The sequence below is a fragment of the Aliiglaciecola litoralis genome, assembly GCF_039523355.1.
Lineage (GTDB): Bacteria > Pseudomonadota > Gammaproteobacteria > Enterobacterales > Alteromonadaceae > Aliiglaciecola > Aliiglaciecola litoralis.
Map to the genome: position 1 here is coordinate 425,969 of NZ_BAAAFD010000001.1, position 15,251 is coordinate 441,219.

Consider the following 15,251-nt stretch of genomic DNA (forward strand, 5'->3'; position numbering starts at 1 on the left):
CGGTGCTGCAAATACGGTTAAGTCACCTCATCGGCGTAGCGTTTTCGATAGCGCTTAGTGAGTTTCGCTGAACGAAGCTGATCTACAATCAATGAATAAATCGGTGATGCATCTAACTTAACGGGTTTGCCGTCTCCTAACCTGCGTAGTTGACGCTTAACTAATGCCATATTTGCTAAACCGCTGAGGGTTTTATCTTTCCAACTTACTTGCGGGATCATTCCTACCAAACCTGGCACACGCTGCCAATGATTAGGCAGCTCGGGGTTAAACGCCAGTGCCGACGCCATGCCCACCAACGCAACCCCGGAATCCAATACTTGCTGTGCCACAGGTAATCGTTTTATGCCACCGGTGGTCATGATGGGTATCTTAGTTTCATTAGCGATTTTAGCCGCGAACTCCAAAAAATACGCTTCGCGGGCAAGTGTACGAGCATTCCCCGAACGGCCTTGCATTGCAGGCGCTTCATAACTTCCCCCCGACAATTCCACCATATCCACGTGCAAGGGCTCGAGCATTTTCACCACCGCTAATGCATCATCAACATCGAAGCCCCCTCGCTGAAAATCAGCTGAATTTAGCTTAACAGCAAGTGCAAAATCCTCACCGCATTGGCTACGAACTGATTTAACCACTTCTAATAATAATCGAGCACGGTTATCTAAACTGCCGCCCCACTCATCATCACGTTTATTGGTTAAAGGGGATAAAAACTGTGCGATGAGATAGCCGTGCGCAGCGTGAATTTCTACGCCGTCAAACCCCGCCTCTTTGGCGCGAGTGGCTGAGATAGTAAAACGCTCAATTACGTCTTTTATTTCGCTGTGGGTCATAGCTTTAGGCTTGGCAAATAAACCGCTGTGCTTGCCCATATTAAGTGCCACATCTGAAGGTGATAATACTTTGCCGCCCATCTTTTTAAACACCTGTCGGCCAGGGTGATTAAGCTGCATCCAAATTTTGGTGTTATTTTGCTTAGCCAACTCAGCTAGCTTTTTAAATGCATCTAAGTCCGAGTTTACTTCCAAAGCCACTCCACCAGGCCCCGTCATTGCCAAGTGATCAATCATCACGTTTCCAGTGATAATTAACCCCACACCACCTTTAGCCCAGGCTTCATAAAGTTTAAATAAGGCCGAATCCGGCAACTGTTCACCATTTGCGAGATTCTCTTCCATTGCCGCTTTAACTAAGCGATTTTTCAATACGCCGCCGCTTGGCAAGGTATAACTATCAAATATATTCACGCTCATGTATCAACTCAACCTCATTGACCGCCCCACTTCACTAGTGGCAACCATACTCTGTAATGCATAATAAATGGTAGCATTGCACTTAGTATTCAAGTGTTCAATGCAAAGCGTGCCCAAAATCAAAAGTACAAAAAAATAAACTAACAAGCTTGATGAGCACTCATCTGATACTTTCGATTCATTCACCTATTGAAAACTATTTTTACAACCCAATATTATATCTATCTGGGATTGTGTTATGATCACAGCGTGTTGCAGAGTTTGCACTGCAACACACATTTGGGGCTGATTTTGGATTCGACAGGAATCGGGATGCCTTAGGTGCATGCAGAGGTGCGGTTTGCCTCTTTAAAAAGCCGCAAAAAAATAGTCGCAAACGACGAAAACTACGCACTAGCAGCTTAATAACCTGTATAGGCCCTTCCACTTCAGCCGTCGTCTATTCGTGAAGGTTTGGAAGGTCATACTAATAGACTAGCGAGGGAAACTTGTCCGAGGTTGAACCGCGAAATAGTATCGGGACAGCTACGAGGAATCCTGTTTGTCGGAGTCCAAAATAGTTAAATAAATGACAAAATAAGCATGTAGTACCGACGGTTGAAGCTTTCTGGACGCGGGTTCAAGTCCCGCCAGCTCCACCAAATAAACTTAAAAAGACGTCGTATGACGTCTTTTTTTGTATCTTAACATCTCACCACCACAGGCTATCCTTTTTAATCGTTAGCAATGTTATTACTAGGCTGACAACTGGACTTCTTAATAAAGCAAACCTATGCTTCTGGGAATTATGTGAATCTAGGATGTCACTTTGAATGCTGATCTTCTACAAGGATTTTACCTCGGAGATATGCTCGTTCAGCCCTTAAAGGGTGAAGTAAAAGGAAAGTCCGGAACTCAACATTTACCTCCCAAAGCGGTGGAAGTGTTATTATGTCTGGCCTCATCATCAGGCGAGCTAGTTACTCGAGAGCACTTAATTAATGAAGTATGGGGACAAGACCAAGGCAGTCAAGAAGCGCTGAGTCATGCTATTAGTGAAATTCGCCACGTTTTCAATGATAACCGACATGATCCTATTTTTTTACAAACACTTCCCAAACGTGGCTATCGCTTATTAATCAAGCCACAAATCCAAGAACACGACCCTGCCGCTAGTGTATTTGACGTTAACAATAACGTTGACCTTATTGACATCGGATTATTTGAAAATCTCAAACAGCGCGGGATTTTTGAAACCGCTGTGGCCTACATGATTTTTGGCTGGCTATTAATTCAAATCGCAGACATTGTATTTGGACAATTACACTTTCCTGCTTGGGTAGGTACTTTCGTTACTTTGCTAGTGATCGGCGGCTTCCCCATCGCATTGATCCTGTCATGGTTTCTTGAGATCCGAATTGAGCGAACTAAACAGCAACTGCCGGCAAAGTTTAATGCGCTGAAATGGCGTATTAGCCGAACTTATATTTCTATTTTAGGTGCCTTGGGCTTAGCGGGTCTATTGGTTTTTGCATACGATCAGAACGTTGGCTTGCCAGAACCGGTTACCCCTGAAGAGATAGAATTAGCTAAATTACCACCCATTGTAGAAAATTCCTTTGCCGTTTTACCCTTTTTTAATTTAGACGGCAGCGAAAGAACGGGCGTGTTCGCCAATGGGCTAGTCGATGACGTTATCACCCGCTTGGCCATGATCCCTGGATTGAGGGTGTCTTCACGGGGTGATTCATACACACTTAATCCAAATACGTCTTCTCAACGCGTGCGCGAACGATTGCGGGTTGAAATGTATTTAGCAGGCAGCGTCGAGTTAGCAGAAGACGTAATTAAAGTGAAAGTACAAATGATTGACTCGGAAACGGGCTTTCAAGTATTGTCTCGGCAATTCGCTGGTCCTAGTGATGACTTTTTCACTATTCGCGACCAAATAACCAGTTTAACCGTCGCCAATTTGCGAGTTGCGCTGCCGCCTGATACTCGCTCAATTGCTTTGCTGGATCATTCTAAACCGACGATAGACGCTTATATTCTCTATCGTCGTGGAGTAGAAGTATCGCGTTTACCTATGTCAATTTCGAATATCAATACCGCTTTAGAGTGGTACAACCAAGCACTAATCATCGATCAGGATTATGCCGCGGCCCATGCAGGTAAGTGCGATTTGTTCGTTTCAGCATTTAGAGAGGTAAATGACATCACTTATATGCAAAAGGCTGAATCCAGTTGCGGCATTGCCCTTAACTTAAATCCAAACCTAGACGTGGTTCATACGTCTTTGGGTCGTTTGTATGCGGCATTAGGTCGTTACACTGATGCTGAAACCTCATATCAAAAAGCCTTGGCCATAGATCCCTACAGTGTTTCTTCTTTAGTTGGCTTAGGTAACGTTTACCGATTATTAAACGAACCACAAAAAGCGGAACAAAATCTTCGTAATGCCATTGGTCTTAAGCCAGGGGATCCTATCGCGTATTTTCAATTGGGCAGGTTTTTGTTCAGTTCAGGCAAATTTGCCGAGGCCGCTGAACAATATCAACATGTTGTCGCGCTGCAAGCTGATAACATGAATGCCTACAACAATCTTGGATCTGCCTACATGATGGCGGGAAAGTTTGAATTAGCCGCCCCCGCATACGAGCGTGCGCTTAGCATAGAGCCCACAAGAAATGGCTATAGTAATTTGGGACTCATGTATTACTATCTTGGAAATTTAGATGCGGCAATTTTTAATCATAACAAAGCGGTAAAACTCAGTCCCTTGGATCATTTAGCTCGATCTAATTTAGGCGATGCTCTGTATATCGCTGGACGCAAAAAACAGGCAACAGATGAGTTTAAGCAAGCAGAGGAATTAGTCCTTAACGCCCTACAAGTAAATCAAAATGATCCGTTTTTGATGATGGACTTGTCGTGGATTTACACCATGTTAGGTAAGTTAGACTTGGCCAATGTGACCATTCGCCGTGTAATAGAGTTGGCACCTGATGACCCCTATTCACATTATTACAGCGGATTAGTATCCCTTTATTCAGGAGATCGCAAAAGCGCAATTCAGGCATTGAAGCAGGCCGTGGACTTAGGTTACCCCCCGCGAATGATAGCGGTAGAACCTCATCTGAAGAGTTTACACAATGACTCGGTCTTTTTATCACTTGTAAAATTTAATGATGACATGTTTTAGTTACGCAACTGCTCACTTTTTGAACTAAGATTAACATCGTTGTTTTCAACAAGGACAAAGACAATGAATAAAATCATAATGTTAGTCATCACTTCTTTTATCCTAACCTCATGTGCCAATAATAGAAATAATTTTGCAAGAGTGACCACTTGCGATGACGATGAAAATAGCCCCGCTAGAGCTGAAATTAGTTACAAGTACAAAGTTGATTCAGAATTAGAAATGGGTATGAGGCTTAAATTTTCTGGTAAAGCTGGTAATAGGTTTGAAATCAAATTAAAGCCTAAGGGATCCGGTTCAAATGATGTCAAAGTGCACACAATCGGGGTAAGTGGGACTTTACCCAATGGTGACCCAACGGATTACACCTGGCTCAACGGTAGCGGCAGTTACAATTCGACCAGAGGGGATGGCAATAACATAGTGCTATGTGTGCCAAGCGACATCCCTGAAGATACAGTGTATAAGTTTGACGTTAAGGTAGATACTATCGGCACTATTGATCCGCGTTTTCGTGTTAGCGGACGCTAATCGCATATACAAAGTTAAAAGGAATAATGCTGTTAGAACAATACGTTTTTGCAAGCGGTCTCGTTTTTATTCAAACGCTCTAGTTGTTTTTCTAACAGCTTAATATCAGTGGCAACATTGGTTTCAGCCCAATACCAAGCAGCATTAAGGCCGAACATTTTCATCCGATAATTAAGACTTAACTAGTTACATTTATTCTGTTCTATTAATTAAGGATGAATTGAGTTCTAAAGGAAAAGCCCATGTTAAGAAACATCAAAGCAATCATGATATTAACCGTTGCCCTGTGGGGCTTTGTAGGGGCATCGCATAATTTATTAGATTGGAACGGCACCTTAGGTGCGGTGGGTGCGGCGACTTCAATGAGCACCTTTGAAGGGGGTGCAGAGAGTTGGCAAGCGACCTCTAGCCCAATTGTTATTTGGTGCGGTGCGCTATTCATTATGTTGTCAAAAATAGCTACGGGAATTTTGTGCACCTATGGCGCAATTGGCATGTGGCGTAATATTGGATCAAATCAAGTTGCTTATAATTCGGCTAAGCAAATTGCACTAACAGGATGTGGTGTTGCGATAACTATGTTGTTTTTGGGCTTTATCGTTGTTGCCGAAAGTTGGTTTGAGTTATGGCGTTCCCAAGCCATGATCGGACCGGTACTGCAATCTGCGTTTCGATATGGTGGCATGATTGGCGTAATTGCGGTGTTTGTGGCGTCAAAAGAGTGAAGTATTTGAGAAAAAGCCGCTTTTTAGCAATCAGTTCAGATGGGCCAACACACCGCTATTTAGCAGCTATTGCGGAAATGTATCTGTAAATATTGCTGTCAGTATTATTATTACGCCAGCCCATATCTTAGATGCGAGCTCTTGACCTCTTTTTAACTCTTCCTTAGCTTGGGGATTCCCAAACCGCCTAAAAATGAAAAAATACTCGATGAAAAACCAAACTGGAGGGCCGATTACCCAAAATGTTCCAATCATATAGGCCATGTCTTTATGCTCCGCGCCCCGATGCGCATTCAGCCAAACTGCGCAGCAAAAAAATCCTATGAAAACAGCAGCACCAAAAATCATCAGACCACGACCAAGGAATCGGTTGCTATATATATATGGCAAAGCTTCTTTATTACTCATATCTAGTGACTCCTAATTATCTTGACCTACATATCACCGTCAAGTTGACGCTCAGCTTCGATTGAAGATGTTACGCGAACCCATAAGAACACCGACTGTCAATATTACTATTTTCCGGATTTCACCTCGGTAATGAGATAAGACATAATCATTGAATGGCACAGATTATCTCTTCAGAACAAGTAGGAATAACAAACACTTAGGACCCATAAGGCGTTAATTCCGGTTTTAAGTATTTGAGTTCCCCCCTTTTCTTTAAGGGACATCTTGGTTGTTTACCTACAAACGACTAAGCGATCACCGCTAAATAGCCTGAGTGACAGTAGCCGTCGGCCAATCCATCACCTTCTAAATCTACCTGACACCAGTCTCCATCGGTTTTCATCACATCGACTAACTGATTGCTGCGCAAGGTAGCAACTACAGGGAAACCGGTACCTGGCCCGCCGCGCATGTTCAAACCATTACGCGCTGTGACTTGATAACGGGGTCGGTTTGACACTGTTGCAGAAGATAGTGACGTGTCATTGGGCCGCTCGGTTGTGTTGATTGGTGGGCGGCCCATACTGAGCTCTGGCGAGGGTGGCGTTGCCGTTTTTGTCCACTTTATAATATGTGCATGCATGTTTTCAGACCATGATTCGTCACCGCCTTGAGGGTATTGACCTGCTTGCAATTGCGCTAAACTGATGCCTTGCAGTTGTAAGTGAGGGGTTTCCCAACTCAGTGGCTCTAAGCCAACCTCTCTCGCCAACTCATGCAGTCGCTTCCAGTATTGCTTGCGTTTGCCTTTGTCATCCCAACTCCATTTACCATCAATATATAAGACAAAATCCCCCGCCACACCATACTGGTGATAGGAACTCCATGCTTTGGCATTGGTGACTTTATTGCCTGCTTTGGTTCGGCCTTGGGCATAAAGTTCATGTTGGCGATCAGGCGTCCTAAAGCCTTCAAATAAACGAAACGGCAGTTCTTCTGATGCAAATCGGCTTATTAGAGTTTGTATTTTTTCGCGCACCACAGGGTGCAGGTGGGAAAGTTCGGTGTCACGAGCCATGGCATTAATCCTTTTGCGTTTACGTTACTGCTCATGTGCAGCTCAAAGAGTATAGAGCACTATGGACCAAATTGAGCAATTTTTAAGCTTGCCAATGCGCCTTTACCGTATGAGTAGCTCGTCAAGTATTGGAATATTTCTCTAACAGTGAAACTCGCGATATTAAAGGATGGGAAGCATGACAAAAGGCGTTAAGTATCAGTGTTGTATTATGTTTTTCGTGGAGTTTAATAGGCCCCTGAGTCAGCAAATGACTCAAGGGCCTGTTAAGTTTAACGGTTTAGTTTAATTCGCTGTCTTTCCAGAATTTGGTGCCTTTAACAGTGGCTTGGAATGCTAAGCCACTTTCGGTAAAGGTATAAACAGTGACATCACCATAGTAGGCCTCGCCTTCTACAGAGCCGCCCTTGTCCCCCGCTTTAGCTGCAGCATCTGCATTGCCACCAAAGGTCCACCCTTTGTTGATAAAATCGGTCATTGCTTTGGCAGTGTGAAATACCATGATGATGCGATAATCTTTTACGCCTAATCCAAGCCCTACTCCCCCTTCTGCCATATTCATATAGGTCAAGGCACCAGACGCGTTATCAGTGACTACGCCATAGCCTGTGCCAGCTGCCATAAAAATCAGATTGACGTTAGCATTTGAAAAAACAGCGTATCCTGGAGCGGCGGCGATTTGTTGTCTCGTGTCCGGTTTCTTCGCATACAACTTGGTCATAACCTGCTCTTTCATGTCCAAAATATGCTGTCGTTTTTCTGATTTGGTGCCACTTCCCATCGATGCACAAGCAGTCAGGATGAAGCTTAAAAGCAAAACGGTGATACTTCTTGAATACATGGTTATTCCTTAACGGTTATTTGCAGCAATACTATGCCTGTTCATAACCATCAGCAACTAGATTAGAAGCGATTTTGTTTGAATATTCATCAGCGTTGACCAAGTAGATCGTTTTCGCACAACGAATTGAAATCACTTAAATGGTGAAATATTATTACCGTACTGGTATACAATATACTGGTGGTAAATAACCGTTTTGGGGGCGTTTTGAAAGAGCACGGTGATTACACAGTGGGTGAAAGTGGCCAGGTAGTACTACTTTCTGGGCGCGGGCCTTGGAATGATGAGACGCTCAAGCAAGGTGCTAGTGACACGAGCAAGATCATTGTCAGTGTATCTAAGCGAGGCCCATGGGGGCAGTTGAGCTATTTGAGCGGTGAAAGTCTTATGCCTCCGTCCACCTTTAAAACCTTTATTGAACGAACTCAAGAGCGCAAAAACCTTGGAATGCAAGCCTTAGCAATAGTCATCACAGATTCCGATATAGTGAATACGATTAAGGCGCAACTGACTCAAGCGTACTTACCTTTAGGTGTTACACACCAGTTTTTTAATGAAATTGATGATGCCATCACGTGGTTGCAAGGGCGTAATTTAACGCTGAGCGTATCTGAGGTTCATGAGTTTTTTCAAAAAAATGCATTTCACAAACAAAGCACCAAGTAAAATAAAGCCCCTAAAAGTACACATTAAAGCCATTATTTATAATTAAGTACCATTATCGGCACTTAAAAAATCAAATAAAACTCTATTTATTGTCCCCTTTTCGTTACTTTATTGGATTTTTGTGATTTAATGTCCTGAATATAGGCCATTGTGAAAGCTGATGTCAGTTAGTGAAATCGTAGCACAATTAGGACAGCGTCTTAAACAAGCAAGACTTAATGCTGATCTTACACAAGAAGATATTGCCGCTATGACCGGGTTATCCCGAAAGGTCATTATTCGCGCTGAAAAAGGAAAAGCCAACCTCGAAACCTTAGTGGCAATATTAATTGCCTTGGGATTGGAAAAACAACTCGACCTATTTATTCCCGCGCTGCCTCCATCGCCCGTCCAAATGGCTAAACGAAAAGCCGCTAAACGCCAACGAGCTTCCGGTAAACGCGTTGTCAAACCGGACACCTCTTCACCATGGTAATGGAGGTGATCAAAGTGCATTACCAACAACATGAGGTTGGCGCACTTAGCTACGATTCAGAGCGGCGCTTAGGCGCTTTTGAATACGATCGCAATTTCCTGCAAACGGGGATCCAGTTATCCCCTTTAAAAATGCCGCTGTCTCAACAGATATATAGTTTCCCTGAAATAGACTTTGCCGCATTTAAAGGGTTACCAGGGCTAATCGCAGACTCTTTACCTGACGATTTTGGCAATGCGGTGATGAATGCGTGGGTTGCCGCTCAAGGCAGATCCCCCGAAGATATCACTCCCCTTGAGCGACTAAGATATACCGGTAGTCGTGGTATGGGCGCACTCACCTATGCACCTGCCACTCGACTTAAAAATTTAAATGCCTCAAATCAGTTAGCGGTTGAAAGTTTAGTAGAAATTGCTCAGGAAATTATCAATCAACGCAACCAATTTACGATTTCATTATCAAATCCAGGCGCGGAAGACAAAGACGCGATGATGGCTCTGATGTCTGTGGGTATGAGTGCTGGCGGCGCTAGACCTAAAGCGGTATTGGCCTTTAATGATAATTTTACTCAAGTTCGTTCCGGACAAACCGACGCGCCTGAAGGATTCACCCATTACCTGATGAAATTTGATGGTGTGAATGAACACAACACCCAACAAGAAACTTTTGGCGATCCCATGGGATACGGGACAATGGAATACGTATATTCGTTGATCGCAACCGCATGTGGCATTGATATGATGCCCTGTCATTTGCTTAACGAAGGGCCAAGGCGGCATTTTATCACGGCACGTTTTGATCGAATTGGAAATGCAAAACGCCATGTTCAAACACTCAATGGTATTGCTCATGTCAGCTTCAAGCAGGTCGGGATTTATTCTTACGCAGAGCTATTTGACGTTGCCAGAAAGCTCAAGCTCAGTGCGCAAGAAGCAGAACAAATATTTAAACGAATGATCTTTAATGTTGTTGCGCGCAATCACGATGACCACGCGAAAAACTGGGCTTTTATGTTTGATGAAAATCAGCAGTGGCGGCTCTCCCCTGCTTACGATTTAGCCTACAGTTACAAACCAGGTAGTCGATGGGTTAACAGTCACTGGATGTCAATCAATGGTAAGCGTGACAATTTTGAGCGTGCAGACTTTTATGCTTTCTCCAAGCTCAGCCCTATTTTTAATAAACGAAAAATTGATGGCATCATCGATAATATTCTTGAGCAGGTATCGAATTGGCCTAAGCTTGCTAAACAACATCAAGTCCCTAAAACACTCATTGACGAAATTACGCGGCATCACCGACTCTCATTGTAACCTTTTTAAACCTTTAGAATCAGGTCTTAGCGTTAAGCAAAAATCAACGTTAATTAACAACAAATTAAGCGGTTATGGCTGTTAGTGCTGCGCAATTATGTTTAGACTAGATGTTGACTATCTATCACTCTAGCTAGGGACCCATTATGCGTCGTGGTTTTTTTATCCTGTTTTTTATCAGTTGGGGATTTGTTATTTGGTTAAGCATAATGGCAAGCCAGATCCACTGGTTAGCGTTTGTGTTACTGCCCATTAGTATTTTGGGACTGTATGACGTCTTTCAGACCAAGCATGCGCTGCTTAGAAACTTTCCAATTGTGGGTCACGGCCGCTGGCTCATGGAGGATATCCGTCCCTTTCTTCGCCAGTATTTCTTTGAATCAGAAACCGATGGCACGCCAATTAATCGCATGTTCCGCACGGTTATTTATCAACGGGCCAAAGGCCAATTAGATACGGTACCCTACGGCACCAAAATCGATACTCAGAAAGTAGGATACGAATGGGTAAGTCACTCTATCAGCGCCATACACCATGATGAATCAATACCTGAGCCAAGAGTTAAGGTAGGCGGGCCAGATTGCCTACAACCTTATCAAGCTAGCGTTTTTAACGTTTCAGCAATGAGTTTTGGCTCATTGAGTGGCAATGCGATAAAAGCGCTAAATCACGGCGCCAAACTGGGTCAGTTTTATCACAACACTGGCGAAGGCAGTGTCAGTCCATATCATTTAGAGCCAGGTGGTGATCTAGTATGGCAAATCGGCACAGGCTATTTTGGCTGTCGAACTAAAGAGGGGAAATTCTGCCCTGATAGTTTTGCGAAGGTTGCCTCACATGACAGCATAAAAATGATTGAAATTAAACTTTCACAAGGGGCTAAACCAGGCCACGGAGGGATCCTGCCTGCTCATAAAAATACCGCAGAGATCGCTAGAATAAGATTAGTTGAAGAAGGCACACGGGTAGACTCCCCCCCTTCTCACAATGCCTTTGCCACACCGATTGAAATGATGCAGTTCATTAAGCAACTGCGTGATCTGTCGAAGGGGAAACCCATTGGGTTTAAATTGTGTATTGGCAATAAAAGTGAGTTCATGGCTATTTGTAAAGCGATGGTTCAAACCGGTATTAAACCCGATTTCGTAACCGTTGATGGTGGCGAAGGCGGTACTGGTGCAGCCCCGTTGGAATATTCAAATTCGGTGGGCATGCCCCTTCGCGAAGCACTTGTTTATGTGTGTGATGTGCTTAAAGGGTTTAATCTTAAAAAAGATATTAAGGTGATCGCCAGCGGCAAAACCTTTACAGGCTTTCATGTGGTGCGCAATATCGCTGTCGGTGCGGATATTTGTAACAGTGCTAGAGGTATGATGATCGCTTTGGGTTGTGTGCAATCCTTAGTCTGTAACACCAACGAATGTCCCACGGGCATTGCCACCCAAGATCCCGAACTGGAAAAAGGCTTAGTAGTGGAAAACAAAGCCCAGCGGGTGGCCCGCTATCATCATGAAACCGTTCATGCGGCCCTAGATATAGTGTCATCAGCAGGCTTACGAGACCATTCGCATCTCAATCGAGGACACATTTTTAGACGTATCAGTGAAACTCAAATTAAACGATTTGATGAGATCTACCCCAGTATGGCGGTTGGTTGTTTCTTGACTGACAATTACCCAGACGAATACAAAAAAGAAATGCAGGAATCTTCTGCCGAGTGCTTTATGCCACGTGCGTATGTGGTGGAGTGCACCAGCGGATTAAAAAGTATTGCAGAAAATAGAGCTTAAAGAGGAGTTATCGTGTCATCCAAAAAACATCCTTTAAATATTGCCTTTATCGGCCTTGGCGTAATGGGCTTTCCGATGGCCGGTTATCTGGCTAACGCTGGGCATAATGTGACTGTGTATAACCGTACTTCCGCTAAAGCGGATGCCTGGTTGCAACAATATCCAGGCACTAAAGCAGACACACCTGCTGACGCCGCTCAGGACAAAGACGTCGTTTTTGCTTGTGTGGGTAACGATCACGACCTAAGACAGGTGACAATTGGCGAGCACGGTGCTTTTGCTACCATGCCAGAGTCGAGTATTTTTGTCGATCACACCACAACCTCTGCCAGTGTTGCCACTGAGTTAGCGGCGATCGCTGAGAAACGCCAAATTGGTTACATTGACGCGCCTGTATCGGGTGGACAAGCCGGTGCTGAAAAAGGTGCGCTTACGGTGATGATTGGTGGCGCAGATGCTCATTATCAAAAGATCGTTCATTTGATCCGCTGCTACGCAAAAATGCAAAAACATTTGGGCCCCGTTGGTAAAGGTCAAATGTGCAAAATGGTCAATCAGATCTGTATCGCTGGAATAGTGCAAGGATTATCCGAAGCGCTACATTTTGCTAAGCGCAATGATCTTGATACCGACGCGGTGGTCGAGGTTATCTCAAAAGGTGCTGCACAATCATGGCAAATGGATAATCGAGCCAAAACTATGAGCCAAGGAGAATTTGAGTTTGGCTTTGCGGTAGATTGGATGCGCAAAGATTTGTCAATTGTACTTGAGCAGGCTCGCACATCCGGCGCTCACCTCCCCTTAACCGCATTAGTAGATCAGTTTTACAGCCAGGTTCAAGCGCAAGGAGGTGGACGTTACGATACCTCAAGCTTGATCAGTTTATTGGAAAAACCCTCAGGTAAATAATATCAACGAGGTAGGACGGTCAACATCTGTCCTATCTCGAACATATAAGTTCCATTACTTTGCGGCATAGATCTTTGCCTAAATTGGATTCATTTACTTCATTTTGAAAACGAACTTAACCTAAGCTGATGATATCTAAGCTAATATTTTAGCCAAATACTAGTGTATTTAACTAACACGGCATCATTCCCTCACATCTGAATAATAGAAACATTATATTTTTCAATGAGATACCTAATTGGCCTAAGTTCTGCTTAGTAACAAATCTAAACAGCAATAAATACATTGCGGCTCTGTGAGCTGGCTCTAACTAAAATAACAAGAACTTAAAGGATTTTTATGCACACACTATCTACACCTCTGACAATGGCTCGTTTAATGATCCTAGGTGCAACGCTAATTAGTCTATCGGGCTGTATCATTCATATTGGCGGCGGCAGTAATGATTATGAAGGTAATAGTGTCAGCAGCGTATTTGGCGGTTTATCCGTTTCAAGTGGCAAGCAGGTTACCAATATCAGTTCTGTAAATGGCAGTATTGATCTTGAAGACAAGGTTTCGGCTCATCATGTTGACACGGTGAACGGCAGCATTGATATCGGCAATCATGTGTCGGTGCGAAGTGCCAAAACGGTCAATGGTAATATAGAAACGGGGCATCATTTTGTCAGTAAGGGAGATGTAGAAACGGTTAACGGTGACATCAGTATCCAAACCTCCTCAACAATCAACGGCAATGTAGAGACCGTTAACGGAGACATTGTTCTTGATCAGATTGAGGTTAAATCTAATGTGCAAACTCACACTGGCGATATTTCGCTAGCGCAGAATACGCAGGTCCACGGTGACATTATTTTTAATGCAAATAAGCAAAATCGTGGCGCAAAAACCATCCCAACCTTAACCATTGATAATACCTCCATTGTGCATGGTCAGATTATTCTGCATCGTCAGGTGACACTGGTCATTGAAGATGCTGAATTGTTAAGAAAAGTACAATATTACTATAAAAATGCCCAATAATATGGACTTGTGAATGCGCCGGTTTAACTCTCGTTAGAGATTTGAACGGGCGCGCCTCAATGCAGCCATTTGCTGGTAAATCAATTTACGAACCTGATTAATCCTGCCCAGCGGACGATGTTCAGCTAAGCTCTGCCAAGGGTTGAAACTGGCATTTTCGCAACGAGATAACGCCTCATCACTGCTGAAATCTTGCTGCGTAAATTCAATATCCGCCACGGTAACAAAAGGTGATACCTCTTCGTCCCACTCTACCGTTGCATCTTCAATAGGCATAGCCGTTGCGTCCGATTGCTGTTGCAACATGAATTCAAAACACACGGGCGTCTTGGTTAAATGCTTTTTCATGGCTTGGCGTAAGTAATCAGCGGAATATTCATTAGGCTCGGAACTGGTATAGTCAGAACACGGCTTAACACTGTATTTAACCGCGAGTTCATCACGACCTAAACGATATGCGGTAGTGCTCCAGTAACGAATATCAAACACACTATTAGGCCGCTCTCTTGCCTGCAACAAAATCCGTAACGCCTTAAGGTGCGAGTCAAAAGGATTGAGGAAAAAGCCAACCAGTCCATCATCATGTTGTGCCTGTATAAATTGGTAAAAGACTTCTGGAGATTGCGCAAAAAGCACCGGATAACTGTTCATTAAAAAGTCCTGCCTCCCTTGCACTCCCCACACTGGCAGACCTTGAACATCAAACACTCGCAACGACAACCCTCGCAGATCTTTTTCGCTATCATCCATGGTGCTGGCATTAGCGAATCGAGCGTATACAGGGTAACGGCGAGCGTGGGCAAACAGCCCTTGTTTGAAATGTTCAGGTATGTCGTTACGCACGGTAAAGCTGCCATTAAAACAACCTTGGGTTTTAACCTGATTGAGACGCTTTACCGGTCCACTAGGATCACGCTCTAAGCTCACTTGTGTAATTAACTTGAGCATCTCCTGCGCTAATTGCTGTTCGTTACCTTGCAGTGACTCTTGCCCCAACTGCTGGGCATCACTAAATGACGCATAGCCTAACATCAAGCAAACTGTAAACATTAGGGGGAAATGGATTGTCATTA

At 43.9% G+C, this 15,251-nt stretch carries 15 protein-coding genes and 1 other RNA gene; 10 read left to right on the top strand and 6 right to left on the bottom strand.

The genetic code is table 11. The features are described from left to right. Positions 1-17 precede the first annotated feature (17 nt). Entirely contained in the window at positions 18-1,256 is a 1,239-nt protein-coding gene (locus ABD036_RS01955; RefSeq protein ID WP_343856038.1) for an NADH:flavin oxidoreductase/NADH oxidase family protein, read from the bottom strand. Positions 1,257-1,537: 281 nt separating this feature from the next. On the opposite strand from ABD036_RS01955, the gene ssrA reads away from it, so the two are divergent. The 3 genes from ssrA to ABD036_RS01970 all read left to right on the top strand — a co-directional run bounded on the left by ssrA (position 1,538) and on the right by ABD036_RS01970 (position 4,968). Then, positions 1,538-1,897: a transfer-messenger RNA gene (gene ssrA / locus ABD036_RS01960) on the top strand. A 167-nt stretch (positions 1,898-2,064) separates the two neighbouring features. Then, a complete protein-coding gene (locus tag ABD036_RS01965) occupies positions 2,065-4,437 on the top strand; it encodes a tetratricopeptide repeat protein (RefSeq protein WP_343856039.1) in 2,373 nt (790 codons plus the stop codon). 63 nt (positions 4,438-4,500) lie between these two features. Beyond that, the gene (locus tag ABD036_RS01970; RefSeq protein WP_343856040.1) at positions 4,501-4,968 is read left to right on the top strand and encodes a hypothetical protein; all 468 of its coding nucleotides are present in this window, start codon (positions 4,501-4,503) and stop codon (positions 4,966-4,968) included. Between the two features lie 32 nt (positions 4,969-5,000). On the opposite strand, the gene ABD036_RS01975 is transcribed toward ABD036_RS01970, so the two are convergent. Next, positions 5,001-5,126 carry a hypothetical protein gene (locus tag ABD036_RS01975; RefSeq protein ID WP_343856041.1) on the bottom strand — a complete coding sequence of 42 codons (126 nt, stop codon included), beginning with the start codon at positions 5,124-5,126 and terminating at the stop codon, positions 5,001-5,003. An 84-nt stretch (positions 5,127-5,210) separates the two neighbouring features. On the opposite strand from ABD036_RS01975, the gene ABD036_RS01980 reads away from it, so the two are divergent. Then, a complete protein-coding gene (locus tag ABD036_RS01980) occupies positions 5,211-5,693 on the top strand; it encodes a DUF2165 family protein (RefSeq protein ID WP_343856043.1) in 483 nt (160 codons plus the stop codon). Between the two features lie 66 nt (positions 5,694-5,759). On the opposite strand, the gene ABD036_RS01985 is transcribed toward ABD036_RS01980, so the two are convergent. The 3 genes from ABD036_RS01985 to ABD036_RS01995 all read right to left on the bottom strand — a co-directional run bounded on the left by ABD036_RS01985 (position 5,760) and on the right by ABD036_RS01995 (position 8,002). Further along, positions 5,760-6,101, bottom strand: a complete 342-nt coding sequence (locus ABD036_RS01985) for a hypothetical protein (protein ID WP_343856044.1) — start codon at positions 6,099-6,101, stop codon at positions 5,760-5,762. A 289-nt stretch (positions 6,102-6,390) separates the two neighbouring features. Next, positions 6,391-7,161 carry an SH3 domain-containing protein gene (locus ABD036_RS01990; protein ID WP_343856045.1) on the bottom strand — a complete coding sequence of 257 codons (771 nt, stop codon included), beginning with the start codon at positions 7,159-7,161 and terminating at the stop codon, positions 6,391-6,393. Positions 7,162-7,441: 280 nt separating this feature from the next. Further along, positions 7,442-8,002, bottom strand: coding sequence for a lipid-binding SYLF domain-containing protein (locus ABD036_RS01995; protein ID WP_343856046.1), 561 nt, complete (start codon positions 8,000-8,002; stop codon positions 7,442-7,444). Positions 8,003-8,209: 207 nt separating this feature from the next. Here ABD036_RS01995 and ABD036_RS02000 point away from each other — a divergent pair, with 207 nt between their 5' ends. The 6 genes from ABD036_RS02000 to ABD036_RS02025 all read left to right on the top strand — a co-directional run bounded on the left by ABD036_RS02000 (position 8,210) and on the right by ABD036_RS02025 (position 14,178). After that, positions 8,210-8,668: a hypothetical protein gene (locus tag ABD036_RS02000; RefSeq protein ID WP_343856048.1), complete on the top strand. Its 459-nt coding sequence runs from the start codon at positions 8,210-8,212 to the stop codon at positions 8,666-8,668. Between the two features lie 160 nt (positions 8,669-8,828). Further along, on the top strand, positions 8,829-9,143 hold the full coding sequence (locus ABD036_RS02005) for a helix-turn-helix transcriptional regulator (RefSeq protein ID WP_343856049.1): 315 nt from the start codon (positions 8,829-8,831) through the stop codon (positions 9,141-9,143). Continuing rightward, entirely contained in the window at positions 9,143-10,456 is a 1,314-nt protein-coding gene (locus tag ABD036_RS02010) for a type II toxin-antitoxin system HipA family toxin (RefSeq protein WP_343856550.1), read from the top strand. Before ABD036_RS02005 ends, ABD036_RS02010 begins: the two co-directional genes overlap by 1 nt. Before the next feature lie 146 nt (positions 10,457-10,602). Continuing rightward, the gene (locus ABD036_RS02015) at positions 10,603-12,246 is read left to right on the top strand and encodes an FMN-binding glutamate synthase family protein (protein ID WP_343856050.1); all 1,644 of its coding nucleotides are present in this window, start codon (positions 10,603-10,605) and stop codon (positions 12,244-12,246) included. 12 nt (positions 12,247-12,258) lie between these two features. Further along, positions 12,259-13,155, top strand: coding sequence for an NAD(P)-dependent oxidoreductase (locus ABD036_RS02020; RefSeq protein ID WP_343856051.1), 897 nt, complete (start codon positions 12,259-12,261; stop codon positions 13,153-13,155). A 339-nt stretch (positions 13,156-13,494) separates the two neighbouring features. Continuing rightward, positions 13,495-14,178, top strand: coding sequence for a DUF4097 family beta strand repeat-containing protein (locus tag ABD036_RS02025; protein WP_343856052.1), 684 nt, complete (start codon positions 13,495-13,497; stop codon positions 14,176-14,178). A gap of 33 nt (positions 14,179-14,211) precedes the next feature. Here ABD036_RS02025 and ABD036_RS02030 read toward each other — a convergent pair whose 3' ends face one another. Then, positions 14,212-15,249 carry a catalase gene (locus ABD036_RS02030; protein WP_343856053.1) on the bottom strand — a complete coding sequence of 346 codons (1,038 nt, stop codon included), beginning with the start codon at positions 15,247-15,249 and terminating at the stop codon, positions 14,212-14,214. Positions 15,250-15,251 lie beyond the last annotated feature (2 nt).